This window comes from Micromonospora sp. WMMD708 (assembly GCF_049315245.1).
Taxonomy (GTDB): Bacteria; Actinomycetota; Actinomycetes; order Mycobacteriales; family Micromonosporaceae; genus Micromonospora; species Micromonospora wenchangensis.
In genome coordinates this window covers 1,715,020-1,741,557 of the sequence record NZ_CP186060.1, presented here as the reverse complement: position 1 = coordinate 1,741,557, position 26,538 = coordinate 1,715,020, and the positions used below count along the sequence as shown (strand labels likewise).

31 protein-coding genes are annotated in these 26,538 nt (G+C 74.6%); 3 read left to right on the top strand and 28 right to left on the bottom strand.

Annotated features, from left to right (window positions below):
• Positions 1-49: 49 nt before the first annotated feature.
• Both ACN260_RS07980 and ACN260_RS07975 read right to left on the bottom strand, forming a co-directional pair.
• Complete coding sequence (locus ACN260_RS07980) at positions 50-1,351, bottom strand: low temperature requirement protein A (protein WP_422755360.1); 1,302 nt, start codon at positions 1,349-1,351, stop codon at positions 50-52.
• Positions 1,352-1,524: 173 nt separating this feature from the next.
• A complete protein-coding gene (locus ACN260_RS07975) occupies positions 1,525-2,985 on the bottom strand; it encodes a PLP-dependent aminotransferase family protein (RefSeq protein ID WP_088643138.1) in 1,461 nt (486 codons plus the stop codon).
• A gap of 58 nt (positions 2,986-3,043) precedes the next feature.
• Here ACN260_RS07975 and ACN260_RS07970 point away from each other — a divergent pair, with 58 nt between their 5' ends.
• A complete protein-coding gene (locus ACN260_RS07970; RefSeq protein ID WP_422755359.1) occupies positions 3,044-3,754 on the top strand; it encodes a YczE/YyaS/YitT family protein in 711 nt (236 codons plus the stop codon).
• Between the two features lie 57 nt (positions 3,755-3,811).
• On the top strand, positions 3,812-4,270 hold the full coding sequence (locus ACN260_RS07965; RefSeq protein WP_204959245.1) for a hypothetical protein: 459 nt from the start codon (positions 3,812-3,814) through the stop codon (positions 4,268-4,270).
• Between the two features lie 74 nt (positions 4,271-4,344).
• Here the strand turns inward: ACN260_RS07965 and hisF are convergent, their stop codons facing one another.
• The 12 genes from hisF to hisD form a co-directional block, all read right to left on the bottom strand.
• The gene (gene hisF, locus ACN260_RS07960; protein WP_422755358.1) at positions 4,345-5,112 is read right to left on the bottom strand and encodes an imidazole glycerol phosphate synthase subunit HisF; all 768 of its coding nucleotides are present in this window, start codon (positions 5,110-5,112) and stop codon (positions 4,345-4,347) included.
• A gap of 219 nt (positions 5,113-5,331) precedes the next feature.
• Complete coding sequence (locus ACN260_RS07955; protein ID WP_422755357.1) at positions 5,332-6,330, bottom strand: NADP-dependent oxidoreductase; 999 nt, start codon at positions 6,328-6,330, stop codon at positions 5,332-5,334.
• Positions 6,331-6,377: 47 nt separating this feature from the next.
• On the bottom strand, positions 6,378-6,809 hold the full coding sequence (locus ACN260_RS07950) for an organic hydroperoxide resistance protein (protein ID WP_422756653.1): 432 nt from the start codon (positions 6,807-6,809) through the stop codon (positions 6,378-6,380).
• Positions 6,810-6,814: 5 nt separating this feature from the next.
• A complete protein-coding gene (locus ACN260_RS07945; protein ID WP_281895617.1) occupies positions 6,815-7,261 on the bottom strand; it encodes a MarR family winged helix-turn-helix transcriptional regulator in 447 nt (148 codons plus the stop codon).
• A gap of 100 nt (positions 7,262-7,361) precedes the next feature.
• Positions 7,362-7,778, bottom strand: coding sequence for a RidA family protein (locus ACN260_RS07940; protein ID WP_422755356.1), 417 nt, complete (start codon positions 7,776-7,778; stop codon positions 7,362-7,364).
• Positions 7,775-8,503, bottom strand: a complete 729-nt coding sequence (gene priA / locus ACN260_RS07935) for a bifunctional 1-(5-phosphoribosyl)-5-((5-phosphoribosylamino)methylideneamino)imidazole-4-carboxamide isomerase/phosphoribosylanthranilate isomerase PriA (protein WP_422755355.1) — start codon at positions 8,501-8,503, stop codon at positions 7,775-7,777. The genes ACN260_RS07940 and priA overlap by 4 nt, the downstream gene beginning before the upstream one ends.
• 16 nt (positions 8,504-8,519) lie before the next feature.
• On the bottom strand, positions 8,520-8,843 hold the full coding sequence (locus ACN260_RS07930) for a hypothetical protein (protein ID WP_422755354.1): 324 nt from the start codon (positions 8,841-8,843) through the stop codon (positions 8,520-8,522).
• Positions 8,844-8,882: 39 nt separating this feature from the next.
• On the bottom strand, positions 8,883-9,524 hold the full coding sequence (hisH, locus tag ACN260_RS07925) for an imidazole glycerol phosphate synthase subunit HisH (protein WP_422755353.1): 642 nt from the start codon (positions 9,522-9,524) through the stop codon (positions 8,883-8,885).
• On the bottom strand, positions 9,524-9,694 hold the full coding sequence (locus ACN260_RS07920) for a hypothetical protein (protein ID WP_168222542.1): 171 nt from the start codon (positions 9,692-9,694) through the stop codon (positions 9,524-9,526). The genes hisH and ACN260_RS07920 overlap by 1 nt, the downstream gene beginning before the upstream one ends.
• A gap of 31 nt (positions 9,695-9,725) precedes the next feature.
• Complete coding sequence (hisB, locus tag ACN260_RS07915) at positions 9,726-10,337, bottom strand: imidazoleglycerol-phosphate dehydratase HisB (protein ID WP_422755352.1); 612 nt, start codon at positions 10,335-10,337, stop codon at positions 9,726-9,728.
• Positions 10,334-11,407, bottom strand: a complete 1,074-nt coding sequence (locus tag ACN260_RS07910; protein ID WP_422755351.1) for a histidinol-phosphate transaminase — start codon at positions 11,405-11,407, stop codon at positions 10,334-10,336. Before ACN260_RS07910 ends, hisB begins: the two co-directional genes overlap by 4 nt.
• Positions 11,404-12,726, bottom strand: coding sequence for a histidinol dehydrogenase (hisD, locus tag ACN260_RS07905; RefSeq protein WP_422755350.1), 1,323 nt, complete (start codon positions 12,724-12,726; stop codon positions 11,404-11,406). The genes ACN260_RS07910 and hisD overlap by 4 nt, the downstream gene beginning before the upstream one ends.
• 106 nt (positions 12,727-12,832) lie before the next feature.
• On the opposite strand from hisD, the gene ACN260_RS07900 reads away from it, so the two are divergent.
• Complete coding sequence (locus ACN260_RS07900; RefSeq protein ID WP_422755349.1) at positions 12,833-13,531, top strand: LON peptidase substrate-binding domain-containing protein; 699 nt, start codon at positions 12,833-12,835, stop codon at positions 13,529-13,531.
• On the opposite strand, the gene ACN260_RS07895 is transcribed toward ACN260_RS07900, so the two are convergent.
• From ACN260_RS07895 to ftsZ, 14 genes are all read right to left on the bottom strand, one after another.
• Entirely contained in the window at positions 13,446-14,402 is a 957-nt protein-coding gene (locus tag ACN260_RS07895; RefSeq protein ID WP_422755348.1) for a DUF2567 domain-containing protein, read from the bottom strand. The genes ACN260_RS07900 and ACN260_RS07895 overlap by 86 nt on opposite strands.
• A 56-nt stretch (positions 14,403-14,458) precedes the next feature.
• The gene (locus ACN260_RS07890) at positions 14,459-16,042 is read right to left on the bottom strand and encodes an AAA family ATPase (RefSeq protein ID WP_422755347.1); all 1,584 of its coding nucleotides are present in this window, start codon (positions 16,040-16,042) and stop codon (positions 14,459-14,461) included.
• A 404-nt stretch (positions 16,043-16,446) separates the two neighbouring features.
• On the bottom strand, positions 16,447-17,235 hold the full coding sequence (locus ACN260_RS07885) for a hypothetical protein (protein ID WP_422755346.1): 789 nt from the start codon (positions 17,233-17,235) through the stop codon (positions 16,447-16,449).
• Between the two features lie 2 nt (positions 17,236-17,237).
• Complete coding sequence (locus tag ACN260_RS07880) at positions 17,238-18,179, bottom strand: RluA family pseudouridine synthase (protein ID WP_088643052.1); 942 nt, start codon at positions 18,177-18,179, stop codon at positions 17,238-17,240.
• A complete protein-coding gene (lspA, locus tag ACN260_RS07875; protein WP_422755345.1) occupies positions 18,176-18,841 on the bottom strand; it encodes a signal peptidase II in 666 nt (221 codons plus the stop codon). Before lspA ends, ACN260_RS07880 begins: the two co-directional genes overlap by 4 nt.
• Positions 18,842-18,907: 66 nt before the next feature.
• On the bottom strand, positions 18,908-19,339 hold the full coding sequence (locus tag ACN260_RS07870) for a TraR/DksA family transcriptional regulator (RefSeq protein WP_204927750.1): 432 nt from the start codon (positions 19,337-19,339) through the stop codon (positions 18,908-18,910).
• Between the two features lie 223 nt (positions 19,340-19,562).
• Positions 19,563-21,065 carry a potassium/proton antiporter gene (locus ACN260_RS07865; protein ID WP_422755344.1) on the bottom strand — a complete coding sequence of 501 codons (1,503 nt, stop codon included), beginning with the start codon at positions 21,063-21,065 and terminating at the stop codon, positions 19,563-19,565.
• Between the two features lie 22 nt (positions 21,066-21,087).
• Complete coding sequence (locus ACN260_RS07860; protein ID WP_422755343.1) at positions 21,088-21,393, bottom strand: DUF167 domain-containing protein; 306 nt, start codon at positions 21,391-21,393, stop codon at positions 21,088-21,090.
• A gap of 11 nt (positions 21,394-21,404) precedes the next feature.
• The gene (locus ACN260_RS07855) at positions 21,405-22,259 is read right to left on the bottom strand and encodes a hypothetical protein (protein WP_422756891.1); all 855 of its coding nucleotides are present in this window, start codon (positions 22,257-22,259) and stop codon (positions 21,405-21,407) included.
• A gap of 71 nt (positions 22,260-22,330) precedes the next feature.
• Positions 22,331-23,131, bottom strand: a complete 801-nt coding sequence (locus ACN260_RS07850) for a DivIVA domain-containing protein (protein WP_088643047.1) — start codon at positions 23,129-23,131, stop codon at positions 22,331-22,333.
• 43 nt (positions 23,132-23,174) lie between these two features.
• Positions 23,175-23,480: a YggT family protein gene (locus ACN260_RS07845; protein ID WP_088643046.1), complete on the bottom strand. Its 306-nt coding sequence runs from the start codon at positions 23,478-23,480 to the stop codon at positions 23,175-23,177.
• Between the two features lie 28 nt (positions 23,481-23,508).
• Positions 23,509-24,207 (bottom strand): cell division protein SepF, encoded by a 699-nt coding sequence (locus ACN260_RS07840; protein WP_422755342.1) that lies wholly within the window; start codon positions 24,205-24,207, stop codon positions 23,509-23,511.
• Positions 24,208-24,397: 190 nt separating this feature from the next.
• Positions 24,398-25,123 (bottom strand): YggS family pyridoxal phosphate-dependent enzyme, encoded by a 726-nt coding sequence (locus ACN260_RS07835; RefSeq protein ID WP_422755341.1) that lies wholly within the window; start codon positions 25,121-25,123, stop codon positions 24,398-24,400.
• Between the two features lie 127 nt (positions 25,124-25,250).
• Positions 25,251-26,366 carry a cell division protein FtsZ gene (gene ftsZ, locus ACN260_RS07830; protein WP_422755340.1) on the bottom strand — a complete coding sequence of 372 codons (1,116 nt, stop codon included), beginning with the start codon at positions 26,364-26,366 and terminating at the stop codon, positions 25,251-25,253.
• Positions 26,367-26,538 lie beyond the last annotated feature (172 nt).

Below are 26,538 nucleotides of genomic sequence, written 5' to 3'. Positions count from 1 at the left end.
ACCGGCCGGTGTCCGTGTCCCCCCGTCCCGGGACACGGCCGCCGGCCGGTCACAGGTGCTCGTGACGCCACCGGCTCTGCGCCTCCTCGACGGCCTCCTCCTGCGCCAGGGCCAGCCGGCGCACCCGCCGCCGGCTGCCCTGGCTGCCGGTCTGCACCGCGGCCAGCGCCACGCAGACCAGCGCGAGCAGGGCCAACGCCCCCACCTCGGGCACCCGGGCCCCGGCCGGGGCGAGCACCGCCAGGGCCAGCACCGCCAGCACCGGCGGCCGGCGCAGCACCCGGGTCGCCCGCAGCTCGCAGGCCACGAGGCTGAGCAGGTAGAGGCCCACCCCGCCGTAGAGCACCAGCACCCAGAAGCCGCCCAGCGGCACCCCCCAGGTCGGGGTGTCCGGGTCGGCCACCTCGGCCAGCAGGTCCTTGAGGCCGAGGGCGAAGAAGATCACCCCGGCGATGATCGGCAGGTGCAGGTAGGTGTAGGCGTCGCGGGCCAACCGGGCCCGGCACACCGGGTCGCGGCTGCGGTGCAGCGCCTGCTCCAGGGCGAGCGCCAGGGTGTCGAAGTAGGCCCACCACAGCACCGACGCGACGGCGATGCCGAGCACCGCGGCGATCACCACCGGCCAGGTCAGTGGCAGGCCGGTGACGAACTTCGGGCCGACGCCGAGCGCGATGATCGACTCGCCGAGCGCGATCAGCACCATCAGGGCGTGCCGTTCGGCCCAGTGCCCGGCGGAGAGCACCGCCCAGTAGGTCCCACCGAGGCGGACCCCGGCGACGTACTCCAGCAGCAGGGCCAGCGTCCAGAGGGTGAGTTGCAGGACGGTCGCGGTGCCGTCGGCGGCGACCCGGTGGGGCAGCAGCGCGGAGGCGACCAACAGCGCCGTGGCGGCCACCGGCAGCAGCGCGAGCCGGGTCCACTGCCGCCACCGGGCCGGGTCGCCCCGGGCCAGCACGCCGAAGACCCCCAGCTGGCAGGCCCGGACGAGGAAGTAGCAGCCGGCGAAGACCAGTGGGCCGTTCAGCCCGCCCGGCTCGTCGACGAACGCCCCGGGCATGCTCAGCGCCAGCAGGAAGGTGGCGGTGACGGTGAGGAAGCCGAGCAGCGGCAGCGGCCCCTGGTCGGCGCGCACGGCGTTGCCCAGGCCCGCGAAGCCGGTCCAGCACCACCACAGCAGGCCCAGCACCAGCAGGCAGCGCAGCAGGTTGGCCCCGGTGGGCTCCTGCGAGGTCAGCGCGGTGACGGTGAAGAAGGCGAAGACGAAGACCAGGTCGTAGAAGAGTTCCAGCCGGGTGGTCCGGGAGCCGGGCGCACCGGGCCGGATCCCGTGCCACCGTTCCGGGCCACCCACACCGGCAGTCTCCCAGCCGGGGCCGCCCGGTCAGGCCGGTTCGCCCCGACCGGCGACGCGGCCGACGGCGACGGGTCGCCCGGCGCTGCGGGGTCCGCCCGCCCGGGGCGGGACCGTCGCGGCCCGGCCGGGGACCGTCGCGGGCCGGCCGGGGACCGTCGCGGGCGTCCGGGTCAGGCGATGACGGCGGGTTCCCGCCAGCGCGGCCGACCCGCGCCCCGGTCGAGGTCGTAGCGGATCGCGGCCAGCCGGCCGACCGCCTCCACCAGGTCGGCGACGGGCAGCGTGAACGGCAGTCGCAGGAACCGCTCCAGGGTGCCGTCCAGGCCGAACCGGGGACCGGGCGCCAGCCGTACGCCGACCTCCTCGGCCGCGCGGGCCAGCGCGCTGGAGATCGGGCCGTCCAGCTCGACCCAGAGCGTGACGCCGCCCCGGGGCACGTCGAAGCGCCAGTCCGGCAGCCGTTCGGCGAGCACGGCGAGCAGCGCGTCGCGCTGGGTGACCAGTTGCGCCCGGCGGGCCGCGACGATGGCCGGGGCCTGGGCGAGCAGGTGCACCGCCACCAGCTGGTCGAGCACCGGGCTGGCCATGTCCACCCCGACCCGGGCGGCGGCGAGCCGCTGCACCTGCGGGGCGGAGGCGCGGACCCAGCCGATCCGCAGGCCGCCCCAGTAGGGCTTGCTCATCCCACCGATGGAGATCACCCGGGAGTGCCTGTCGAACACGGCCATCGGCGGGGGCAGCGGCGTGCCGTCCAGCGGCAGGTCCACGAAGGACTCGTCGACGACCAGGTCGGTGCCGGCGGCGTGGGCGGTGGCGACCAGCCGCTCCCGCAGCTCGGCGGCCATCAGGTGCCCGGTCGGGTTGTGGAACTCGGGGATCAGGTAGGCCAGTTTCGGCCGGGTCTGCCGGACGCTGCCCAGCAGCAGGTCGGCGTCCCACCCGATCCCGTCGACGGCGAGGCCGTGGGTGGTGATCCGGGCCCGCCGGGCGGCCAGCGCGGCGAGCGCGTTCGGATAGGTGGGCGATTCGACCAGGACGTTCCCGCCGGGCACCAGGGCCAGCCGCAGCACCAGGTCCAACGCGTGCTGGGTGCCGCTGGTCACCATGATCTGCTCGGCGCTGGTGGGCAGCCCCCGCTCGGTGTACGCCCGGGCGACCGCCTCGCGCAGCTCGATGATGCCGGTCGGGTGGTAGCCCGCACCGGACAGGTACCGGGGCAGGTCCTCCACGGCGGCCCGGGCGGCCGGGACCAGTTCGGGCGGGGCGGCCAGCGCGGCCACCCCGAGGTCGATCATGTCGCGGTCGTCCAGCGGGGTCCACAGGCCGGTGCTGGCGACCCGGTGGGTGCCGGGCAGCATGGTCCAGCTCCCCGCGCCGCGCCGGCTGGCCAGGTGGCCGGTCTCGCGCAACTGCCGGTACGCGGCGGTGACCGTGGTACGGCTGATCCGCAGCGCCTCGGCCAGCTCCCGTTCGGCCGGCAGGCGTACCCCCAGGGGGAGCCGGCCGTCGGCGAGCAGGCCCCGGACGGCGGCGGCGAGCGCGGCGTAGTCGGGGCTGCGGCGGCGACCGGGCAGTGCGTGCCACTGCCCCAGCAACCGCGCCAATTGGACCCCTCGCACCTGGCTGGTCACGGCCACCCCCTCGGAATTGGCTCTTCAGTGGGCGATATTGGACCCTAGGGTGGCATGCATGGCTCCGATTGGCAATCTCCGGCACCGGCCCGGCCGCCGGCTCACCCAGCTCTATGCCGGCCTGGTCCTCTACGGGGTCAGCATGGCCATGATGATCCGTTCCGGGCTCGGGCTGGACCCGTGGGACGTCTTCCACCAGGGGTTGTCCCGGCAGACCGGCCTGTCGTTCGGCACCGTGACCATCGCGGTCGGCGCGGTGGTGCTGCTGCTCTGGATCCCGCTGCGGCAACGCCCCGGGCTCGGCACGGTGAGCAACGTGATGGTGATCGGGCTGGTGGTCGACGCCACGGTGGCCCTGCTGCCGGCCGGGTGGCCACTGCCCGCCCGGATCGCCCTGCTGCTCGGCGGCATCGTCGCCAACGGCGCCGCCACCGGCCTCTATCTCGGCGCGCGGCTCGGCCCCGGCCCCCGCGACGGCCTGATGACCGGGTACGTCGCCCGCCGGCCGGGCCGCTCGGTCCGGCTCGTCCGCACCGTGATCGAGGTCACCGTGCTGGCCCTGGGCTGGCTGCTCGGCGGCACGGTCGGCGTGGGCACCGTCGCGTACGCGCTCGGCATCGGCCCGTTGGCCCAGTTCTTCATCCCCCGCTTCGCTCTCCCCGACCCACCGGCGACGGCCCCCACCGCCCCGCGGACCGGCTCACCGGCACCGGCTGCCACCCCGCCGTGCGGCACTGCGTCCGGAAGTGGGCACGCTGAGCTGCGCTGACAGGACAGGGGGAAAGTAGGTGTTTCCTCAACGGACACCTACGGGCATCATTCGTGCATGGGGGAGAATGCGTGGCGCTGGACGGACGCCTGGATCTTCGTGTCACTGGTGATCGCCAGCGGGGCCGGACGGCACCGGCGGGCGGCGGATTCCCGCCGCCCGGAAGGGGTACGACTCACCGACGTGCTGTCCACCGCCGACCACCTCAACCAGGCGATACCCGAACGGCAGGACGTGGAGACAGCGGTCCGGCGACTGGTCGGCGCGGGGCTGGTCACCGTCTCCGACGGCTGGTTCCGGATCACCCCGGACGGTGAGCAGCTCTGGCGTACCCGGCCCCGGGCCGGGGTGGGCGGCACGGTCGACAGCATGCAGGGGGTGCTCGTCCGGCGGCACGCCCCGGGCAGCGCGGACTGGCACCTGGCCGAGGAGGAGCACGCCGCCGCCGTCCAGGAGTACGTGGTGCGGTCGATCCCGGCCCCCCGCCGCTCGCCCGAGGGGCAGAGCGGGCGCTGAGCCGGCCTGCACCGGTACCGAGTCAACCCGGGCGCGGGTCGCCCTCCACCGGGATGGCCCCGCCCGGGGGTGGGTCAGCGGACGGGGTGACCCGCGTCGCGCAGGGCGTCCTTGACCTCGCCGACGGTCAGCTCGCCGAAGTGGAAGACGCTGGCGGCCAGCACCGCGTCGGCACCCGCGCCGATCGCGGGCGGGAAGTGCGCCACCCGGCCGGCGCCGCCGCTGGCGATCACCGGCACGTCGACCACCGCCCGGACCGCCTCGATCAGGGTCAGGTCGAAGCCGGCCTTGGTGCCGTCGGCGTCCATCGAGTTGAGCAGGATCTCCCCCGCGCCCAGCTCGGCCCCGCGCGCCGCCCACTCGACCGCGTCGAGCCTGGTGCCCCGGCGGCCGCCGTGGGTGGTGACCTCGAAACCGCTGGGGGTGGTGCCGGCGGGTGCCCGCCGGACGTCCAGCGAGAGCACCAGCACCTGCCGGCCGAACCGGTCGGCGATCTCGGCGATCAGCTCGGGACGGGCGATGGCGGCGGTGTTCACCCCCACCTTGTCGGCCCCGGCGCGCAGCAGGGTGTCCACGTCGGCGACCTGGCGTACCCCGCCGCCGACGGTGAGCGGGATGAACACCGACTCGGCGGTGCGGCGTACCACGTCGAGCATGGTGCCCCGGTCGCTTACGGAGGCGGTGACGTCCAGGAAGGTCAACTCGTCCGCGCCGGCCCGGTCGTACACGGCCGCCAGCTCCACCGGATCACCGGCGTCGCGCAGGTCGAGGAAGTTGACCCCCTTGACCACCCGACCGGCGTCCACGTCCAGACACGGGATCACCCGCACCGCCACCGTCATGCCCCGAGCCTATCCAACGCCCCCACCCCGACCACCGCCCGTCCACCCGCCGCCCCCACCCCGCCGGCCCCTGCCCCGCCGGCCCCACGCCGCCCGGCCCTGCCCCCGGTGATCAAGAGGTTTGCGTCAGTTCGATCTCGAAGGGTGACGCAAACCTCTTGATCACCGCTGTCGGCGAGGGGGGCGGGGGCGGGGGCGGGGGACGAAGGCGGCGGGGGGTCAGAGGCGGACGAGCATCTTGCCCAGGTTCTCGCCGCGTAGCAGGCCCAGGAACGCCTCGGGGGCGTTCTCGATGCCGTCGACGATCGTCTCGTCGTAGGAGATCTTCCCCGCGCGCAGCCAGCCGGCGACCTCGGTGACGAACTGCTCGCGCAGGCCGCCGTGGTCGCCGACCAGGAAGCCGCGCAGGGTCAGCCGCTTGCCGATGACCAGCGCCAGGTTGCGCGGCGCGGCCGGCGGCTCGGCCGAGTTGTACTGCGCGATCATCCCGCAGATGGCGGCCCGGCCGTGCAGGTTCATCGCGCCGATCGCCGCCTCCAGGTGCTCGCCACCCACGTTGTCGAAGTAGACGTCGATCCCGTCCGGGGCGGCGGCCTTCAGCGCGTCGCGGACCGGACCGTCGTGGTAGTCGAACGCGGCGTCGAAGCCGAGCTCCGTCAACCGGGCCACCTTGGCCGGCGAGCCGGCGCTGCCGACCACCCGGCCGGCACCCTTCAACTTGGCGATCTGGCCGACCATGCTGCCCACCGCACCGGCCGCGCCGGAGACGAACACCGTCTCCCCCGGCCGCATCGCCGCCACGTCGAGCAGCCCGGCGTACGCGGTCAGCCCGGTCATCCCGAGCACGCTCAGGTAGGCGGTGACCGGGGCGAGGTCGGGGTCGACGCGGCGGGCGGAGCCGGCGTCGAGCAGCGCGTACTCCCGCCAGCCGAGCCCGTGCAGCACGGTGTCGCCGACGCTGATCCCGTCGCCGCCGCCGGCCACCACCTCGCCGACCGCGCCCCCGTCGAGCGGCGCGTCGAGGGCGAACGGCGGCACGTAGGACTTCACGTCGTTCATCCGGCCCCGCATGTACGGGTCGACCGAGATGAACTGGTTGCGGACCACGATCTGCCCCGGCCCGGGGGTGGGCACCCCGGTTTCGACGAGGCGGAAGTTGTCGGCGGTCGGCCAGCCCTGCGGGCGGGAGGCCAGGTGGATCTCACGGTTGCTGGTCATCCGGTGTCGTCCTCTCGTACGCGATGGTGGTGGCCCTGGTGCGGCGGTCAGGCCGCAGCGGCCTCGCGCACGGTGAGGGTCACCTCGATGTTGCCCCGGGTGGCGTTGGAGTAGGGGCAGACCTCGTGGGCGGCCTCGACGAGCTGCTGGGCGGCGGTGCGCTCGACGGCAGGCAGGTCCACCACCAGGGTGACGGCCAGGCCGAAGCCGCCGCTGCCGTTCGCGCCGATACCGACCTCGGCCTCGACGACCGAGCCGGTGACGTCGGCCTTGGCCCGGCGGGCGACCACGCGCAGCGCGGAGTGGAAGCAGGCCGCGTAGCCGGCGGCAAAGAGCTGCTCGGGGTTGGCCGCGCCACCGACACCGCCCATCTCCTTCGGCACGGCCAGGTCGAGGTCGAGGGTGGCGTCGGAGGTGCGGACGTGGCCGTCGCGCCCGTCGCCGGTGGCCGTCGCGGAGGCGGTGTAGAGCACCTGCATGGGGATCACTGCTCCTTCTGTCGGTGGATCGTCTCGGTGACCCGGGTGAGGGTGTCGCGCAACGCGACCAGCTCGGTCTCGTCAAGGCCGGTGGAACAGGCCACCCGCAGCGGCACGTCGGCCATCCGCTGGCGCAGGGCCGCGCCCTCGGCGGTCAGCCCCACCTCCACCCGCCGCTCGTCGAGCGCGGAGCGGGTGCGGACCACCAGGCCCGCCGCCGCCAGCCGCTTGAGCAGCGGGGAGAGGGTTCCGGAGTCGAGCCGGAGCGCGGCCCCCAGCTCGGAGACCGTCGGCGGGTCGTCGCCGCGCTCCCAGAGCACCAGCAGCACCAGGTACTGCGGGTAGGTGAGCCCGAACTCGTCGAGGAGGGGCCGGTACACGTCGGTGAGCGCCCGGGAGGCAGCGTAGAGCGCGAAGCAGACCTGGTCGCGCAACACCAGATGGTCACTCACCCGGCAAAGGTAGCCCGCAATTCAATTGTGCACAACTCATCTGGGCCGGGAGTGACAGCCGTCTCCCGATCCCGACCGAGCCTGGCCGGGATCGGGGCGGTCAGGACGGCGGGAGGTGCGCCTCCAACTCGATCTCGACCAGATGGTCCGGATCGAGCAGGCCGACAACGACGACCATCGTGGCGACCGGCCGGACCGCACCGAAGACCGCCTGGTGCGCCCGGCCCACCTCGTCGACGAAGAGCCGGTTGGTCACGTACATCCGGGTCCGCACCACGTCGGTCGGTCCCGCACCCACCTCGGCCAGCGCGGCCAGGCCGATCCGCAGCGCCTGGGCGGTCTGCGCCGCCGCGTCACCGATGTGCGTCACCACCCCGTCGACAGTCGACGTGCAGCCCGACGTCCAGGCCGAGCGGCCCGCCCGGACCACCCGGGAGTAGCCGTACCGGGCCTCCCACGGGCCGCCCGAGCCGAGCCGGGTAACGGTCCCGTCGTCCGGGTCCGCCGCGTCGGTCACCCCGCGGCCCGCAGCGTCGCCAACGCCTCGGCCACCGTGAACGCGCCCGCGTACAGCGCCTTGCCGGCGATCACACCCTCCACGCCGGCCTCCTCCAGGGTCGCCAGGGCCCGCAGGTCCTCCAGGGTCGACACGCCACCCGAGGCGATCACCGGGGCGTCGGTACGGTCACAGACCTCACGCAGCAGGTCCAGGTTCGGCCCGCGCATCGTGCCGTCCTTGGTGATGTCGGTCACCACGTACCGGGACGCGCCGGCGGCGTCCAGCCGGGCCAGCACCTCCCACAGGTCACCGCCGTCGCGGGTCCAGCCCCGCGCCGAGAGGGTACGACCCCGCACGTCCAGACCGATCGCCACCCGGTCGCCGTACTCGGCACAGATCCGGTCGCACCACTGCGGGTCCTCCAGGGCGGCGGTGCCGATGTTCACCCGGGCCGCCCCTGTGCCCAGCGCGGCGCGCAGCGACGCGTCGTCGCGGATGCCACCGGAGAGTTCCACCCGCACGTCCAGCTTGCCGACCACCTCGGCCAGCAGCGCGGCGTTGGAACCCCGACCGAACGCGGCGTCCAGGTCGACCAGGTGGATCCACTCCGCGCCGTCGTTCTGCCAGGCCAACGCCGCGTCGAGCGGGTCGCCGTAGGCGGTCTCGCTGCCGGCGGCGCCCTGCACCAGCCGGACGGCCTGGCCGTCGGCGACGTCCACGGCGGGCAACAGGGTCAGGGTCACGTTTCCTACTCCTCGTTCAGATCCGACGGTCCAGGGCGATCACCACGATCGCCGGCAGGACCAGAAGCAACAGCACGACCAGCGCCACCCGCAGCGCGAGATCGTCGACGAACACCCAGATCAGCGCCAGCGCCGCCGCGGTCAACCCGATGATGGCGGCCCGCTCGCCCCGGGTGCGCCGGGCCAGCCGGCCCGTCCGGCCCCGCCGCCACTGCGGGGTGACCCGGCGGACCAGGGCGCGGCGGCGCTGCCGACGGGCCAGCTTGCGCTGTCGTACGACCCGCTCGCGGGCGGCCTGCGCCTCCCGGGCGGCCCGGCGCCGGGCCCGCTCCTTGCTCACCGCGCACCCGGCCCGCGCCGGCCGGCCCCGCCCCGGCGCTCAGTCAACCGTGGCCAGCCAGTTGCGCAGCACCATCGCACCCGTCTCGGCCGACTTCTCCGGGTGGAACTGGGCCGCCGACAGCGCTCCCCACTCCACCGCCGCAACGAACTCCGAGCCGTGGTGGGCGGTGGTGACCTTGACGCCCGCCTCGCGCAACGACGCCTGGTCGAGCACCCCGTAGGAGTGCACGAAATAGAACCGGCTGTCGGCGGGCAGCCCGGCGAAGAGCACCGATCCGTCCGGCGGGGTCACGGTGTTCCAGCCCATGTGCGGCAGCCGGTCGGCGGGCAGCCGGGTCACCCCGGCCGGCAGCAGCCCCAGCCCCTTGGTCACCACGCCGTGCTCGTCGCCGTGCGCGAAGAGCACCTGCATGCCGACGCAGATGCCGAGCACCGGGCGGCCGGCGGCGACCCGTTCGGCGATCACCGGGCCGGCACCCAGCGCCTCGATCCCGGCCATGCAGGCCGCGTACGCGCCGACGCCCGGCACCACCAGGCCGTCGGCCCCGGCGGCGGCGGACAGGTCGGCGGTGACCGTCACGTCCGCTCCGGCGTGGGCCAGCGCCCGCTCCGCCGAACGCAGGTTGCCCGAGCCGTAGTCGAGCACCACGATCCGCTTGCCGTTGCCCCGCGCGCCCATCAGCCCTCCCCGGGTAGCAGCCAGAGCACCCCGCCGACGGTGGCCAGCACGGCGAGCAGCCCGGTGACCACGATCGCACCACGCGGCGCGTCCTGCCGGTACAACGACCAGGCCCCACCGACCAGGATGCCGGCGAGGATCAGCAGCAGGGTCGGCAGCACCGGGCCCATCAGCGCCGCCCTCCGACCCGGACCGGGCCGCTCACAGCGCGCCCTTGGTGCTGGGCACCACACCGGCGCTGCGCGGGTCGAGCGCGGTGGCCTCCCGCAGCGCCCGGGAGACCGCCTTGAACTGGGCCTCCACCACGTGGTGGGCGTCCGGGTGGCCACCCGGCCGGGCCGAGCGCAGCACGTCCACGTGCAGGGTGACCCGGGCCGCCTGACCGAAGGACTCCCAGATGTGCCGGGTCATGCTGGTCGGGTAGACCGGCCCGATGTACGGCGACAGCGCCGGCTCGTCGTGCACCACGTACGGGCGGCCGGACAGGTCGACGGCGGCCCGGACGAGCACCTCGTCCATCGGGACGGTGGCCGAGCCGTACCGCCGGATGCCGGCCTTGTCCCCCAGCGCCTGGTCGAACGCGGCGCCGAGGGCCAACGCGGTGTCCTCCATCGTGTGGTGGGCGTCGATCTCCAGGTCGCCGACGGTACGCACGGTCAGGTCGAAGCCGCCGTGCCGGGCGATCTGGTGGAGCATGTGGTCGTAGAAGCCGACCCCGGTGCTGATCTCGGCCCGGCCGGTGCCGTCGAGGTCGATCTCGACGAGGACCTCGGTCTCCTTGGTGATCCGCTCCACCCGGGCGGTGCGACTCATGACAGTTTCTCCATCGCGGTGAGGAAGGCGTCGGTCTCGGCGGGGGTGCCGGCGGTGACCCGCAGCCAGCCGGGCAGGCCCACGTCGCGGACCAGCACCCCGGCGTCGAGCAGGGTCCGCCAGGCCGCCGACTGGTCGTCGCCGACGGCGAACAGCACGAAGTTGGCGTCGCTGTCGGCCACCCGGTGCCCCCTGGCCCGCAGGGTGGTCACGATCCGGTCCCGCTGCTCCTTGATCGCGTCGACGGTGCCCAGCAGGACGTCGCGGTGGGCCAGCGCTGCGCGGGCGGCGGCCTGGGTGAGCGCCGAGAGGTGGTAGGGCAGCCGGACGAGCTGCACCGCCGCCACCACCGCCGGGTCGGCGACCAGGTAGCCCAGCCGACCACCGGCGAACCCGAACGCCTTGCTCATCGTCCGGGTCACCACCAGCCGCGGGTGCCCGGGGAGCAGGGTCAGGGCGCTGGCCGTGCCGGGCCGGGCGAACTCGGCGTACGCCTCGTCGAGGACCACCATGCCGGGGGCGACGTCGAGCACGGCGGCGACCACCGCCGGGTCGAGCGCGGTGCCGGTCGGGTTGTTCGGCGAGCAGAGGAAGACCACGTCGGGGCGGTGCGCCCGGACCTGCGCGACCGCCTCGTCGGCGGTCAGCCCGAAGTCCACCCCCCGCTGCGCCGGCACCCACCGGGTGCCGGTGCCCAGGGACAGCAGCGGGTGCATCGAGTACGCCGGCACGAAGCCCAACGCGCTGCGCCCCGGCCCGCCGAACGCCTGGAGCAGCTGCTGCTGGATCTCGTTGGAGCCGTTGGCCGCCCAGACCTGCTCGGCGGTGATCCCGTGCCCGAGGTACCCGGCGAGGTCGGCGCGCAGCGCCACCGCCTCGCGGTCCGGGTAGCGGTTGAGGTCGCGCAGCTCGGCGGCGAGCGCCTTGCCGATCGCCGCCACCACCGGTTCGGGCACGGCGTAGGAGTTCTCGTTGGTGTTCAACCGGACCGCCACGTCGAGCTGCGGCGCCCCGTACGGCGAGCGGCCCCGCAGGTCGTCGCGGATCGGCAGGTCGTCCAGGGTGGTCACGACGCCTCCCCGGCGAACCGCACCGCGACCGCCTGCCCGTGCGCCGGCAGGTCCTCCACGGTGGCCAGGGTCACCACGTGCGGCGCGACGTCGCGCAGCGCCTCGCGGGTGTACTCCACCAGGTGCATCCCGCGCAGGAAGGACTGCACGGACAGCCCCGACGAGTGCCGGGCGCAGCCCCCGGTGGGCAGCACGTGGTTGGAGCCGGCGCAGTAGTCGCCGAGCGACACCGGCGCCCACGGCCCGATGAAGATCGCCCCGGCGTTACGGACCCGCAGCGCCCAGTCGCGGGCGTCCCGGGTCTGGATCTCCAGGTGCTCGGCGGCGTACGCGTCGACCACCCGCAGCCCGTCGGCCAGGTCGTCGACCAGCACGACGCCGCTCTGCTCCCCGCCGAGCGCGGTGCCGACCCGCTCGGCGTGCTTGGTCGCCGGCACCTGCCGGGCCAGCTCCCGGTCGACCGCGTCGGCCAGCTCGACCGACGGGGTGACCAGCACGCTGGCCGCCAACGGGTCGTGCTCGGCCTGGCTGATCAGGTCGGCGGCGACGTGCGCCGGGTCGGCGGTGTCGTCGGCCAGCACGGCGATCTCGGTAGGCCCGGCCTCGGCGTCGATGCCGACCACGCCGCGCAGCAGCCGCTTGGCGGCGGTCACCCAGATGTTGCCCGGCCCGGTGATCATGTCGACCGGAGCGCAGCGCCCGGTGCCCGCGGCGTCGACGGTCGACCCGTACGCCAGCATGGCGACCGCCTGGGCGCCGCCGACGGCGTACACCTCGTCGACGCCGAGCAGCGCGCAGGCGGCCAGGACCCGGGCGTCCGGCAGGCCGCCGTTGTCCTGCTGCGGCGGGCTGACCACCACCAGCGAGCGGACCCCGGCCGCCTGGGCCGGCACCACGTTCATCACCACGGTCGACGGGTACATCGCCAGCCCGCCGGGGACGTAGAGGCCGACCCGGTCGACCGGCACCCAGCGCTCGGTGACCGTGCCGCCCGGCACGACCTGGGTGGTGTGGTCGGTGCGCCGTTGGTCGTCGTGCACCCGACGGGCGCGGGCGATCGACTCGAGCAGCGCGGCCCGCACGTCGGGGTCGAGCACCCCCTCGGCCGCGGTGATCGCCTCGGTCGGGACCCGCAGCACCGGCGGGCAGACGCCGTCGAACCGTTCGCTGGCCTCCCGGATCGCCGGGTACCCATGGTCCCGGACCGCCTCGACGAGCGGGCGGATCCGCTCGACCGCCACGGAGACGTCGAGCTGGGCACGGGGCAGCAGGCGACGCGGGTCGGAAACCCCGCCGCGCAGGTCGATCCGTTTCAACACGCCCCCGAGTCTAGGCGGCGGCCCGGAGGGCGACCCGAGCCGCCCGCACCGCGGGACGGTGAGCCGGGACACGCCGACCGCGCCGGATCGGGCTACGCTCGGACGCGTGACCGCACGGCTGCCGGTGTTTCCCCTCGCAACGGTGCTCTTCCCGGGTCTGGTGCTGCCGTTGCACATCTTCGAGGAGCGGTACCGCCACCTGGTACGGGACCTGGTCGGGCGGCCCGAGGGGGTGCCCCGCGAGTTCGGTGTGGTGGCCATCCGCTCCGGCTGGGAGGTCGCCCCGGGCGCGGGCCGGGCCACCCCGGGCGGCGGCGAGGTGACCCTGCACGAGGTGGGCTGCACGGCCGAGCTGCGGCAGGTCACCGAGCTGGACGACGGTGGCTTCGACATCGTCACCGTGGGCCGGCGGCGGTTCCGGGTCGCCGGGGTCGACCGGGAGGCCACCCCCTACCTGACCGCCGACGTCGAGTGGCTGCCCGAGCCGGCCGGCCCCGACGAGGCCGCCGAGCTGCTGGCGGCCCGGGTGATCGCGGTGTTCCGGCAGTACCTGGGCCTGGTCCGGGACGACCCGCAGGAGCTGTCCGAGCAGCTCCCGGAGGACCCGACGGTGCTGTCGCACCTGGTGGCGGCCACCGCCGTGCTGACCCTGGCCGATCGGCAACGGCTGCTCGCCATCGACGACACCGCCGCCCGGCTGCGCGCCGAGCTGCGGCTGCTCAACCGCGAGTCGGCCCTGCTGCGCCAGGTGCGGGCGGTTCCGGTGCCGCTGTCTGAGCTGGCGTCCCCGCCGGCCCCCAACTGACCCCGCCGGCCGGACCGACCGCACCCGGCGGTCCGACCCCGTCCGGCGGTCCGACCGCCCCCGGCGGGTGCGGCCAGCCGGGCCCGCCGGGCTCCGGCTCCGGGCGCAACGACGGCCACCGCGACCAGCCGGCCAGCAGGGTGTACGTGACGGCGGCGGCGAACGCGGCCAGCAGCAGGTTGCCGTACGGCACGGGCAGCACCCCGAAGAGCCGGTCGATGCCCCCGGCCCGCAGGTCGGCCGGCTTGTCGAACGGCGTGCCGGCGGGGGCGGTGTCGAGCAGCCGCTGGTAGCCGTCCAGGCCGACCCGGCGGCCCACCTGCCAGGCGACCAGGGCGCTGCCGAGTGCGCCGACGGTCAGCGCGACCAGGTTCACCGGGCCCCGGCGGCGGCGCAGCAGCGTCCACACCGCGATCGCGGCGAGCACCCCGAAACCGAGCCCGAGCAGGCTGAACCAGCCGTCGGCGGCGATCGGCTGCTCCGGTTGGGGCTGGGCGTAGACGGCGCCCTCGGCGGTCTTGAGCACGGGGGTGTCCGGGGCCAGCGCCGCCCAGAGCAGTCCCAGCGGAACCCCCAGCGCGGTCAGGCCCAGCACGAGGCCGGCCGCCACCGCCCGGGTGTGCCGGGGCCGCTGCTGGTCCGGCTGCGCCGGCCAGCCGGACGGCGGCGGCCACGGCAGGTACGACCCGGCCGGGTCGTGGCCGGGCGCGGCCGGTGCTGCGACGGCGGACGGTTCGGCGGACGGCCCGACGGCAGACGGGTCGGCGGGCGGCCCGGCGGTCGGTGCCCCGGCGGGGACGGCGTGCGGGGTGGGCGCGGCACCCGCCGGGGTGTCGGCGGGGCGGTGCGGATCGGGGGTGTCCGGGCTCACCCGGTGATCCTCTCAGGCCGGGCGGTACGGCGGGGCGGCGGAGCCTGTACCACCCCTCACCGGGCGAACGGTTCCAGCATCACCGAGGCCGCCCGCAGCCACGCGGCCCGGGTCTCCGCCTGGAGCTGGTGGTACTCGATCGACGAGCCGGTCTCCAGCACCGGGTCGTACGGCACGACGGCGACGGCCCGGGTACGGGTGGCGAAGTGCCGCTCCAGGTCGTCCTGGAGCGTCGACCGGCCGGGAGTGGGGCAGGAGATCAGGGTGACCGCGTTGTCGGCCAGCTCGCCCATGCCCTCCTCGTGCAGCAGGTCGAGCATCCAGTCGGCGCTGAACGCGGCGTCCTCGCGGGGCACGGTGGTCACCACGAGCTGGTCGGCGGCGTGCATGACCGTCCGCCAGTTGGGGCTCTCCACGTTGTTGCCGGTGTCCACGCAGACCACGTCGTGGGTGCGGCGCAACAGCTCCAGTACCCGCTTGACGGTGAACTGGTCGAGCCGCTGCGCGAACCGGGGGCTCTCCTCCCCGGCCAGCACGTCGTACGAGCCGTCGGAGGCGTGCCGCAGGTAGTCGTCGAGGGATTCCAGCAGCTCCGCGCCGTCGCGGATCTCGATGTGCGCCAGGTCGCTGATCAGGTGCCGGATCGTCCGGGCGTGCCGGGCGCTGCCGGCGCGCAGGCCGAGGGTGCCGCGCAGCTCGTTGTCGTCCCAGGCGAGCACCCCCCGGCCCCGGACGCTGCCGACGGTGGCGGCGGCGAGCACCGTGGCGGTGGTCTTGTGCACCCCGCCCTTGGGGTTGGCGAACGCGAGCACCCGGGGGGTGCCGAGGTCGCGGCGGAGGATGCCGGCGGCCCGTTCCTGCTCGTCCTGGGGGCCCTGCTGACGCCACTCGATGCGGGCCGGCTCGATCCGGGCCGGGTAGCCCCGGTCGGCGGTCACCGCCGGCGGGTACGCCACCGGCTCCGGTTGGTACGTCGGCTCGGGCTGGTAGACCGGCTCCGGCTGGTATGTCGGCGTCGCCGGGTAGCCGGGCTCGGGGTACGCCACCGGCTCGGGGTAGGCGGGCTGCGGCGGCTGGTACGCCGGCTCCGGGGGCGCGTAGCCGGGGGTGCGGTAGCCGTTGTCGAGCAGCGCGTACCGGGATTCGGGGGGTGGCGGTTCGGCCCGGTAGCCGTTGTCGAGCAGCGCGTAGCGGGACGGGACGACCGGCGGCTCCGGCGGCCGGGCCGGCTCCGGCAGGTATCCGGGGTCGGCCGGGTAGCCGCCGGGGGCGTGGTAGCCGGGATCGGCCGGATAGCCCGGTTCGGCCCGGTAACCCTGGTCGACCGGATAGCCCGGGTCGGCGCGGTGGCCCTGGTCCGCCCGGTAGCCGGCACCGGCACGGTAGCCCGGGTCGGTGCCGTAGCCGGGACCGGGGCCGTAGCCCGGGTCGGGCGGTGGCGGCACGGCGGCCGATCCCCGGCCGGACCAGCCGCCGCCGGGCACCCGGCCGGGTAGCGGCTCCCGGGGCACGTCCTCGCCTCGGCGGTCCGGCTCCGCCGGTTCGGCGGCGCGCCCGCCGAGGCGGGCACGCTCGAAGAGCGTCCGCCATCGCGGTGCCGGTTCGGCCGACCGGCCCCAGCCGGTCTCGGTGCCGTCCAAGGCTCGCCCTCCCGCGCCGTCGATCTCCGCCTGACAGGCTACGAACGAAACCCTATTCGGACCACACCGGTCTGCACACATCTGCCGGGGACAATACTTACCGCGATCGGGCGCACGACGCACCGCGACGGGCGTCCGGGGAGGTGGGGCGGGGGGCGGGGCCCGCCGGCCCCACCCGTCCCGGTCGGCGACGGTGCCGGACCGATCACAGCGGGTGCCCCTTCCGACGAATCGCCCATCCCTGCGCTCCGCCGGAACCCGCCACCGGACGTCCTGGCCGCCCGACGGGACATCCATCCGCTGCGGCGGGACGTCCCGGACCGGTCCGCCGACCGTCCCGACGCGGGCTGGCCGGGCAGATCGGACAGACGGCCCGGTGACCGGGCCGGGCGGTCGGGAGCGGGTCAGGCGGGTGGGGTGGCGGTGTCGGCGGGGGGCCGGGCCACGTCCCGCTGCTCCGGCAGCGGCGGCAGGAACACCGTCCGGTCCAGCCGGGTCACCTCCGGGGCCGGGTCGACCGCGCGGACCCCGTCCCGCCCGGCCGTGGCGCGCAGGGCGGGCGGGTCGGCCCGGACCACCGCCGCGTAGACGCAGGCGCACGCCGACCGGTAACCGGCCGCCTCCCGCGCGGCGACCTGCGCCCCGGTCTCGTACCCCCGCCGGGTCGTCGGGTCGGTGCCGGCAGCGGCCCGGGTGCGCTGGTCGGCGGCCTCCCGGTCCTTACGGTCGGCGAGGCCGGCCATGCCGGCGGTCACGTCCTGCGGCAGCCGCTGCGCCGGCAGCCGGACCACCTCGGTCTGCCGGTCGGGCAGCGGCACCCGGACCACCACCGCCGTGACCTCGACGCCGGCCAGCAGCGCCGGCAGTTCGTCCGGCGCGGCGTACCTGTCGAAACTCACCAGCGCGTACGCCCCGGCGGTCAGCGCGGCGAGTTCGGCCCGGCTGGCGGTGGCGTAGCCGGGCAGCGAGTCCCCGGGCAGCACCCCGACCCGGGTCACCTGCCCGACCGTACGGTCACCGACGGGTGCCGGCCGTCGGGCCGACCAGCCGGCGGCGAGCAGCACCGCACCGACGGCGAACACCGCCGTGGTGACCAGCCACCGGGCCGGCCGGGACGTCCCGCCGGCCGGGTCGCCGGTCGCCGGGGTGTCGTCGCCGTCCGGTCCCGGGCCGGCCGACGGGTCGGGCCGCACGGTCAGTCGCGCAGGATCGTCAGCGCGCGGGCCAGGTCGTCCGGGTACTCGCTGACGAAGGTCACGTCGTCGCCGGTGCGCGGGTGGGCGAAGGTCAACGACCTGGCGTGCAGCCACTGCCGGCGCAGTTCGAGCCGGGCCGACAGGGTCGGGTCGGCGCCGTAGGTGAGGTCGCCGACGCACGGGTGCCGCAGGGTCGAGAAGTGCACCCGGATCTGGTGGGTACGCCCCGTCTCCAGCCGGACGTCGAGCAGGCTGGCCGCCGGGAACGCCTCGATGGTGTCGTAGTGGGTGACACTCGGCTTGCCGTCGGAGACCACCGCCCAGCGGTAGTCGTGGTGCGGATGCCTGTCGATCGGGGCGTCGATGGTGCCGCGCGACGGGTCGGGGTGCCCCTGGACCACCGCGTGGTAGCGCTTCTCCACCTCGCGGTACTTGAACGCCCGCTTGAGCGCGGTGTACGCCTGCTCGCTCTTGGCCACCGCCATGATCCCGGTGGTGCCCACGTCGAGGCGGTGCACCACGCCCTGCCGCTCGGCGGCCCCGCTGGTGGAGATCCGGTGCCCGATCGCGGCCAGGCCACCGATGACGGTCGGGCCGGTCCAGCCGGGGCTGGGGTGGGCGGCCACCCCGACCGGCTTGTCCACCACGACGATGTCGTCGTCGGCGTAGACCACGGTCAGCCCGGGGACCGCCTGCGGGACCACGGTCGGCGGGGCGACCGGGGCGGGCAGCGTCACCTCCAGCCAGGAGCCGGCCCTGACCTTGTGCGAGTTCTGCCGGGCCGCGCCGTCGACCAGCGCGTCCCCGGCGTCGACGAGTGCGGCGGCGGCGGTGCGGGAGAGCCCGAACAGCCGGGACACCGCCTGGTCGAGGCGCATGCCGTCGAGGCCGTCCGGGACGGGCAGGGACCGGTGGTCGCCACCGGTGGCGGTGGAGGTCATGCCCGCTCCCGGGGTTCGGCGTCGGTGGGCGTGGTGTCGGCGGGCGTGGTGTCGGCGGGCGCCGGCCCGGTGGACGGTCCGGCCGCCTCCGGGGCGGTGTCGCCCTTGCCCCCGATCCGTCGCCCGTCGCGCTGCCGGCCGGTCAGTTCCAGCAGCACGGCCAGCAGCACCCCGGCGACCAGGCAGCTGTCGGCCAGGTTGAACACCGGCCAGACCTGGCCGTACGGGTCGAAGAGGCTGACCATGTCCACCACGTGCCCGACGAAGTGACCGGGCGCGCGGAAGATCCGGTCGGCGAGGTTGCCCAGCGCCCCGCCCAGCACCAGCCCCAGGGAGACCGCCCAGGGCAGCGAACGCAGCCGCAGCGCCATCCAGGTGATCCAGCCGACCACCCCGATGGTGATCAGCGGGAACACCCAGGTGTGGTCGGCGCCGATGCTCCACGCCGCGCCGCTGTTGCGGGTCAGGGTGAGATAGACCGCCCCGCCGAGCAGGCGGACCGGCGGGCGGTCGTCGAGCTGTTGCAGGGCGAGGTGCTTGGTGAGCAGGTCCGTCAACAGCGCGAGCAGCGCGATGCCGACGAGGAGCACGACCGCCCTGCGGCGGGGCGTACGGCCGGCCGGCTCGGTGGTGCCGGGTCCGGCGGTCGGTGCTGTGGTCATCGACTCCCCATCGACTGTCCCGACGGCGCGGGTCCGCCGTCTCGCGAGGTCACCGGGGAGCGGACGTCAGCGCCGCTCCTCCAGCTGCTTGCAGGTCACGCAGAGGGTCGCCGACGGGAAGGCGGCGAGCCGCTCCACCGGGATCGGGTTCCCGCACCGCTCGCACCATCCGTAGCCGCCCTCGTCGAGCCGCTCCAGGGCACGCTCGACCTGGGTGATCCGTTCCCGGATGCTGTTGGCGAGGGAGATCTCCTGCTCGCGCTCGAACGTCTTGGTGCCGGTGTCGGCCTGGTCGTCCCCGGCCGAGTCGGTCAGCCGGTCGCGCTGCAGCTCGGTGATCTCGCTCAGCGTCTGATCGTACTCGGCGCGCAGCTCGTCGCGTCGGGCCGCCAGGGCCGCCCGGATCTTCTCGGTCTCCGCCGTGCTGCGGGTGGCCTGCGCGGTGGCCTTCGCCGCGGGTTTACGACCGGCGGTCCTGGTGTCGGCTGGCTTCGCCATCGTCAGCTCCCTCAGCCGCGGGACGCGGCGCTCGGCGGTGCCCGGACAGGGTCCGCCGACGTGGCGTCCCCGGGTAACAAAACGGGCGCACGGCAACGGTGGCCGCGCACTCCGGAGGTTGGCAAGAATACGGAACGTACAGGCGTCCGACAACGTGCCGCACTGTCGTACCGCTATTCAGCCCCTAATAACCGCTAATTGGGGCAAAACGAAGACTAGCAGATCAGCCGTCCCGGTCCTCGCCGTACTCGCCGAACCACCGGGCCAGGCGACCCCGCCGGCTGATCGCCCGCAGCCGCCGCTCCGCCTCGTCCCGCACCCCGGCGGTCGCCACGATCAACATGCTGTCGCCGGTCTTGAGCCGGGTGTCCGCGCCCGGCACGAACCCCACCCCGTCGCGCAGCACCAGGGTCACCGACGCGCCCACGGGCAACCGCAGCTCGTCCACGTGCACCCCGGCCAGCCGGGACCCCGCCGGCACCTCCAACTGGAGCAGGTCCGCCCGCATCCGCTCCAGCGGAGCGGTCTCCACCCGGATCTCGGCCGGCTCGGCGGGAGCGGTCACCCGCAACCGGCGGGCGGCCGGCGCGAGCGTGCCCGCCTGGAGCACCGTGAAGATCACCACCAGCACGAACACCGCGTCGAACAGCCGGTCCGCCCCGGGCACCCGGGCCGACAGCGGGATGGTGGCCAGCACGATCGGCACCGCGCCGCGCAGCCCCGCCCAGGACAGGAAGAGCTGCTCGCGCAGGCCCACCCGGAACGGCAACGCCGACACCAGCACCGACAGCGGCCGGGCCAGCAGCAGCAGGGCCAGCCCGGTGACCACCGCCGGCACCAGCGCGGTGTGCAGCCGCTGCGGCGTGGCCAACAGCCCGAGCAGCACGAACAACCCGATCTGGGCCAGCCAGGCCAGCCCGTCGGCGAACCCCAGGATGGCCTGCCGGTGCGGCAACCGGGCGTTGCCGAGCAGCACCCCGGCCACGTAGACGGCGAGGAACCCGGAGGCGTGCAGCACCGCACCGGCGGCGTACGCCAGCACGGTGAACCCGACGGCGGCGATCGGGTACAGCCCGGACGACGGCAGCGCCGCCCGGCGCAGCGCGAACCGACCGGCCAGCCCGGCGGCCACCCCCACCGCCGCGCCCACCCCCAGCTCGTAGCCGACCAGGAGCACCTCGAACCACCACGGGTGTTCCACCGGCCCGGTGCGCGACAGCAGCACCACCAGGATCACCACCGGGGCGTCGTTCATGCCCGACTCGGCCTCCAGGGCGGCCACCAGCCGGGGCGGCAGCCGCAACCGGCGCAGCGTGGCGAACACCGCCGCCGCGTCGGTGGAGGAGAGCACCGCGCCGTAGAGCAGCGCCAACCGCCAGTCCAGCCCGAGCAGCAGGTGCACCACCAGACCGACGACGACGATGCTGACCAGCACCCCGACGGTGGACAGCGCGCCGGCCAGCCCGAGCACCGGGCGCAGGGTGCTCCACCGGGCGGTGAGCCCGCCCTCGGCGATGATCACGATCAGCGCGCAGAACCCCAGCACCCGGGTCAGCTCGGCGTCGTCGAACCGGATGCCCAGCCCGGCCTCGCCGATCGCCACCCCGAGCGCGAGATAGACCAGCAGACTCGGCACGCCCAGCCGGGTGGAGAACCGCACCGCGCCGATCGCCACCAGCAGCACGGCCGCCCCGAGGAGCAGGGCCAGATCCAGTCCCGGCGTCACGGGCGCCCCACCCGGGGCGTCCTCACCCGGCCGATCCGTCGCGCAGCCGCCGCAGCAGCGCGGTGACCTCCGGCGTCGCCCCGTCCACCAGGAAGAGCTTGTCCCGGCTGGCCGCGCCCGTGCGCAGCGCCACCGCCGACGGGCGGACGCCCAGGGCATCGGCCAACGCCCGGCGGGCCGCCTCGGTGGCCCGGCCGTCCACGGCCGGCGCGGTCACGGCGACCACCAGGGCGGGCCCGTGCGGACCGGGGAAGCAGCCGCCGACCCGGGGTCGGGACGCGCCCGGCCTGACCCGCACCGCGACGGTCACCGTGTCGTCCGTGGGCATCGACACCGGTCTCAACGGGGGTAGGTGTCGGCGAGCAGGGCGGTGTCCGGGTTGCACAGGCCGCACGGGGTGAACCCGAGGGAGACCGCCTCGTGCACCGGCAGCGGCTCGTGGTCCCGTTCGATCAGGTGGGCGCAGGAGAGCAGGTGGTAGCGGGGGTGCCCGTCGACCACCCGCACCTCGGCGTCGAGCCGGGCGACCCGGGCGGCGTCGGCGGGCGGGACCCGCTGGGCCGGTGGGTCCCACGGCGACGCGGCGTCGTCCGAGTGCTCCCAGGGCGGCGTGAGATCGTCCCCGGCCGCCCAGGCCGGGTCGTCCGGGTCAAGGCGGTCGGGGGCGGGGCGGTCGGCGTCGGTGACCGGGTCCCACCGGGGGTCGTCCGGGTCGGGCAGGTCGGGGTCGGGGGCGCGGTTTGTCGCCGGGTCGGCGCGACCCGAGGTGGTCCGGTCCGGCGTGGCGGACACGACGACGGGCTCCCAGGGGGCCTCCGCGTCGGGCTCCCAGGCACCGGCGTCGGGGCGGGTGGAAACGTCGACGGGGTCACCGGCCACCGGCGCGCCGGGTGGTTGCCGCCACCCGGCGTCGCCGGTGCCGAACGTCGTCGCAGGGTACGTCGTCGGTTCGTCCGACGGCGTGGTCGCGGCCGGCGGGGTGGTCGGGCGGGACTCCGTCGCGCCCCGACCCCGCGCCTGGTCCGCCGCCCTCGCCCGGGTGACGGCTGCCTGGCGGGCACCGGCCACCAACGCGACGGCGGCCAGCAGACTGGCCGCGATGGAACTGGTCAACAACGTGCTGGAGCCGTCGACGAGACCGAACGCCAGCAGGGCGACCGCGACGAGGATGAGCAGCAGACTGGCGACTAGCACAGCTCACCCCCGCCGCGTCGTGGGTCGTCGGCTGGGTCGGCGACCGTCGGGGGACGGCCGCCGACCGTGGATCAGCGACCTGCTTCGAGGGCGCCGGAGCGACCGCCGCCGTACGAGCCGGCGAGGCCGGCTGCGGCGAGGCCGTTGCCGCCGACGGCACGGGTGCCCTCGGCGCGGGTCATCTCGGCCTCGAGGCCCTGGCCCCGACCGTCGAGGTCCCGCAGCTGGCTCTCCAGGTACGCCTTGAGCCGGGTGCGGTACTCGCGCTCGAACTGCTTGAGTTCCTCGATGTGCTTCTGCAGCGCGGTCCGCTTGGCGTCCAGACCGCCCATGGCCTCCTGGTGCCGCTGACGGGCGTCACGCTCCAGCGCGTCGGCCTTGGCCCGCGCCTCGCGGGTGACCTCCTCGGCCTTGGAGCGCGCCTCGGAGAGCAGCTGGTCGGCCTCCCGACGGGCGTCGGAGACATGGTCGTCGGCGGTGCGCTGGGCCATCATCAGCACCCGCAGCGCCTGCTGCTCGCCGTCGCCGCCGACGGCCGGGCCACCGGTGGTGCGGACCTGCTCCAGCTCGGCCTGCATGGCGCGGGCGGCCTGCTCGGCGGCGGCCTTGTCGCGCTGCACCCGGTCGAGCTGGGCCTTGACGTCGTTGAGCTCCGCCGCCAGCCGGGCATCGCCACCGGGGCCGGCAGGGGCCCCGCCACGACCGCCGCGCTCCACCTGGGCGCGCAGCTCGTTGTTCTCCTCGATCAGACGGGCAAGCTCACGCTCGACCTCGTCCAGGAAGGCGTCGACCTCCTCCTCGTCGTACCCCCGCTTGCCGATCGGCGGCTTTTTGAAGGCGACGTTGTGCACGTCGGCCGGTGTCAGCGGCATCGAAACTCCTCGGGTCAGTTGCGGCCGCGAAAGCGCGCGCTGGTCAGGAGAAGTTCCTGATCAGCGGATCTAACACAAACCTCATCAGCACGAACAGGATAACCAGGAGCACAAGGGAGGCCAGGTCGATGCTCACGGTACCAATTCGCAGTGGGGGGATCACCCGCCTCAACGCCTTGAGAGGCGGATCAGTGACGCTCCACACGGACTCGAGTCCGGCGGACGCGCCACGCCCCGGTTGCCACCGACGACCGTACTGGAGGACGGCACCGAGAACGAATCGGGCCAGCAGCACGATAAGGAAGACGTACAAGATCAGGTAGAGCAGCTGGAACATGATCGACAACACGGCAGCGACGTCCCTCGGTCGGGTGGACTTAGCTCAGGGAGAAAAAGCCGCCCTCAGCGATCTTGGCTTTGTCCTCCGCGGTGACCTGGACGTTGGCCGGTGAGAGCAGGAACACCCGGTTGGTCACGCGCTCGATCGTACCCCGCAGCCCGAACGCCAGTCCGGCGGCGAAGTCCACCAGCCGGCGGGCGTCGGCCTCGTCCATCTCGGTGAGGTTGATGATCACCGGGACGCCGTCGCGGAAGTGTTCGCCGATGGTCCGCGCCTCGCGGTAGGTCGTCGGGTGCAGGGTGGTGATCTGGTAGCGCTGCTCCTCCTCGGCCACCACCGGCCGCTCCCGGGGCGACGCCTGCGGCGCCAGCGCCAGATTGTCCCGGGTGTGGTAGCTCAACGCGCCCGAGGTGTCCGCACCCCCGGACCGGGTGATCGACCGGACGCTGGCCCGCTCCGGGCGCTCGGCGCGCTCCGGACGCTCGTCGTCGGCCCGGTCGGCCTCGGCCAGCCGGCTCGACCGCTCGGTCAGCCGGCCCCGGTCACCGAGGCGCGGACGCGGTGCCGGCGGCTCCTCCGCGTCGTCCTCGTCGTCGTCGGCGAACTCCTCGGCGTACCGGCTCGACCGGTACCGCGACTCGCGGTAGCCGGGCTTGTCGTAGCCCTCGTCGTAGCCCCGCTCGTCGTCCTCCTCGACGAGACCGAGCCAGACCCCCGCCTTGCGCAGTGCACCCATCCCGCGCCCTTCCGTCCGCCGTGCGGCACGCACCCCCGTGCCGTGTCGCCATGATCGCGAGTGGACTCGATGCCCACCGGATCAGAGCGGCAATCCCCGACGTGCGATTCGCGGCTCGCCCGTCGTGGCCCCCGACCGGGGGCGCCACCCCTGAACAACACTGATGTAATTTGCTTCTACCGCGGTCAGGCTACCGCAGCGTGGAACGCATTCCGAGCAACGCGCTGCCGACGCGGACATGTGTCGCGCCGTACCCGATGGCCGTTTCCAGGTCGCCGCTCATCCCGGCGGACAGCACGGTGGCCGTCGGATACCCGACCCGGAACGCCGCCGCCACCTCGGCCAGCCGGGCGAACGCCCGGTCCGGTTCCCAGCCCAGCGGCGCCACCGCCATCAGCCCGGCCAGCCGCAGCGCCGGCGCGCCGGCCAGCGCCTCGGCCACCGGGCCGAGCCCCCGGTCGGGGTCGGCCACGTCCGGCAGGGCACCGCCACGCGCCGGGTCACCGTCCAGGCTGACCTGCACCAACGTCTGCAACGGACGGTCCCGTCCGGACTCGGCGGCGGTGCCCAGCGCACGGGCCAGCCGCACACTGTCCACCGAGTGCACCACGTCGGCGTAGCGCACCACCGAGCGGGCCTTGTTGCGTTGCAACTGGCCGATGAAGTGCCAGCGGACAGCCGTACCGGCCGCCGCCACCGCGGCCGCCTTCGGCGCCGCCTCCTGGTCCCGGTTCTCCCCCAGGTCGGTGACCCCGAGCCCGGCCAGCGCGACCGCGTCGCCGGCCGGGTACGTCTTGGTCACCGCGATCATCGTCACCCCGGACGGGTCCCGGCCGGCGGCGGCGCAGGCGTCGGCGATCCGGGCCCGCACCGCGGCCAGCCCGGCCGCGAGCGCGGCGCGACGGTCGGCACCCACGGGATCCGGCGCAGCGGTCACCGGTCGGCCCGCCCGGTCGGCGAGCCGGTGGCGCGACCCACCGGGGACGTGCCCGCCGGGAGCGGGGTGGCGTGGTCGCCGGCGTGGTTGTCCGTCATCGGCGGGATCAGGAACCGTTCTTGAGGAAGTCGGGCACGTCCACGTCGTCGAAGAGCACCCGGCGCGGCGACTGCTGCGGCGGCGGCATGACGGCCGGCGCGGTGACCACCGGGGCCTGCGGCGTGGGCTGGTTCTGGTTGCTCTTGCGCGGCGACTCGGACGCCTTGTACGCGGGCGTGCCCCCGTCGAAGCCGGCGGCGATCACGGTGACCCGCACCTCGTCGCCGAGCGCGTCGTCGATGACCGCGCCGAAGATGATGTTCGCGTCCGGGTGGGCCGCGTCGGTGACCAGCTGCGCGGCGTCGTTGATCTCGAACAGGCCCAGGTCGGAGCCGCCGGCGATGGACAGCAGCACCCCCCGCGCGCCGTCCATGCTCTGCTCCAGCAGCGGGCTGGAGATGGCCGCTTCGGCCGCCTCCACCGCCCGGTTCTCGCCCCGGGCGCTGCCGATGCCCATCAGCGCGCTGCCCGCCCCGCTCATCACGCTCTTGACGTCGGCGAAGTCGAGGTTGATCAGACCGGGCGTGGTGATCAGGTCGGTGATGCCCTGGACACCGGAGAGCAGCACCTGGTCGGCGGTGCGGAAGGCGTCCATCATGCTGATCCCCCGGTCGCCCAGCGCGAGCAGCCGGTCGTTCGGGATGACGATCAGCGTGTCGCACTGGTTGCGCAGCTCGTCTATCCCCGCCTCGGCCTGCACCTGGCGGCGCTTGCCCTCGAAGGAGAACGGCCGGGTCACCACGCCGATGGTCAGCGCGCCGAGCTTGCGGGCGATGTTGGCGACCACCGGCGCGCCGCCGGTGCCCGTGCCGCCGCCCTCGCCGCAGGTGACGAAGACCATGTCGGCGCCCTTGAGCACCTCCTCGATCTCGTCGCGGTGGTCCTCGGCGGCGTTCTTGCCGACGTCGGGGTTGGCGCCCGCGCCGAGCCCCCGGGTCAGCTCCCGGCCGACGTCGAGCTTGACGTCGGCGTCACTCATCAACAGCGCCTGCGCGTCGGTGTTGATCGCGATGAACTCGACGCCCTTGAGCCCAACCTCGATCATGCGGTTGACGGCGTTGACGCCGCCGCCGCCGATGCCGACGACCTTGATGACCGCCAGGTAGTTGTGCGGAGGTGTCATCTCCGGTCCTTTCCCTTCGAGATTGGCTCGCAGCGCCCCGGTACGGCGTGGCCCAGACCGGTGGTCGACGAGCTGTCACCAGCGAGGATCAGTGGTGAACCCTAACCCTCTACTAGAGGCTTACAGTTATGTCAACCACTGATCCTCTTCGGGGCAACGTAAGCGCCCCCAC

What these genes read in the sequence shown, in the direction of transcription:
- hisF (WP_422755358.1), bottom strand. Translation starts at nt 5,112, where the DNA reads ATGACGGTGGCGGTGCGGGTGATCCCGTGTCTGGACGTGGACGCCGGT.
- hisB (WP_422755352.1), bottom strand. Translation starts at nt 10,337, where the DNA reads ATGAGTCGCACCGCCCGGGTGGAGCGGATCACCAAGGAGACCGAGGTC.
- ACN260_RS07870 (WP_204927750.1), bottom strand. Translation starts at nt 19,339, where the DNA reads ATGGCGAAGCCAGCCGACACCAGGACCGCCGGTCGTAAACCCGCGGCG.
- ACN260_RS07880 (WP_088643052.1), bottom strand. Translation starts at nt 18,179, where the DNA reads ATGACCTCCACCGCCACCGGTGGCGACCACCGGTCCCTGCCCGTCCCG.
- ACN260_RS07840 (WP_422755342.1), bottom strand. Translation starts at nt 24,207, where the DNA reads ATGGGTGCACTGCGCAAGGCGGGGGTCTGGCTCGGTCTCGTCGAGGAG.
- ACN260_RS07920 (WP_168222542.1), bottom strand. Translation starts at nt 9,694, where the DNA reads ATGGGCCCGGTGCTGCCGACCCTGCTGCTGATCCTCGCCGGCATCCTG.
- ACN260_RS07965 (WP_204959245.1), top strand. Translation starts at nt 3,812, where the DNA reads ATGGGGGAGAATGCGTGGCGCTGGACGGACGCCTGGATCTTCGTGTCA.
- ftsZ (WP_422755340.1), bottom strand. Translation starts at nt 26,366, where the DNA reads ATGACACCTCCGCACAACTACCTGGCGGTCATCAAGGTCGTCGGCATC.
- lspA (WP_422755345.1), bottom strand. Translation starts at nt 18,841, where the DNA reads ATGACCACAGCACCGACCGCCGGACCCGGCACCACCGAGCCGGCCGGC.
- ACN260_RS07950 (WP_422756653.1), bottom strand. Translation starts at nt 6,809, where the DNA reads ATGCAGGTGCTCTACACCGCCTCCGCGACGGCCACCGGCGACGGGCGC.
- hisH (WP_422755353.1), bottom strand. Translation starts at nt 9,524, where the DNA reads ATGGGCGCGCGGGGCAACGGCAAGCGGATCGTGGTGCTCGACTACGGC.
- ACN260_RS07850 (WP_088643047.1), bottom strand. Translation starts at nt 23,131, where the DNA reads ATGCCGCTGACACCGGCCGACGTGCACAACGTCGCCTTCAAAAAGCCG.
- ACN260_RS07970 (WP_422755359.1), top strand. Translation starts at nt 3,044, where the DNA reads ATGGCTCCGATTGGCAATCTCCGGCACCGGCCCGGCCGCCGGCTCACC.
- ACN260_RS07955 (WP_422755357.1), bottom strand. Translation starts at nt 6,330, where the DNA reads ATGACCAGCAACCGTGAGATCCACCTGGCCTCCCGCCCGCAGGGCTGG.
- ACN260_RS07860 (WP_422755343.1), bottom strand. Translation starts at nt 21,393, where the DNA reads ATGCCCACGGACGACACGGTGACCGTCGCGGTGCGGGTCAGGCCGGGC.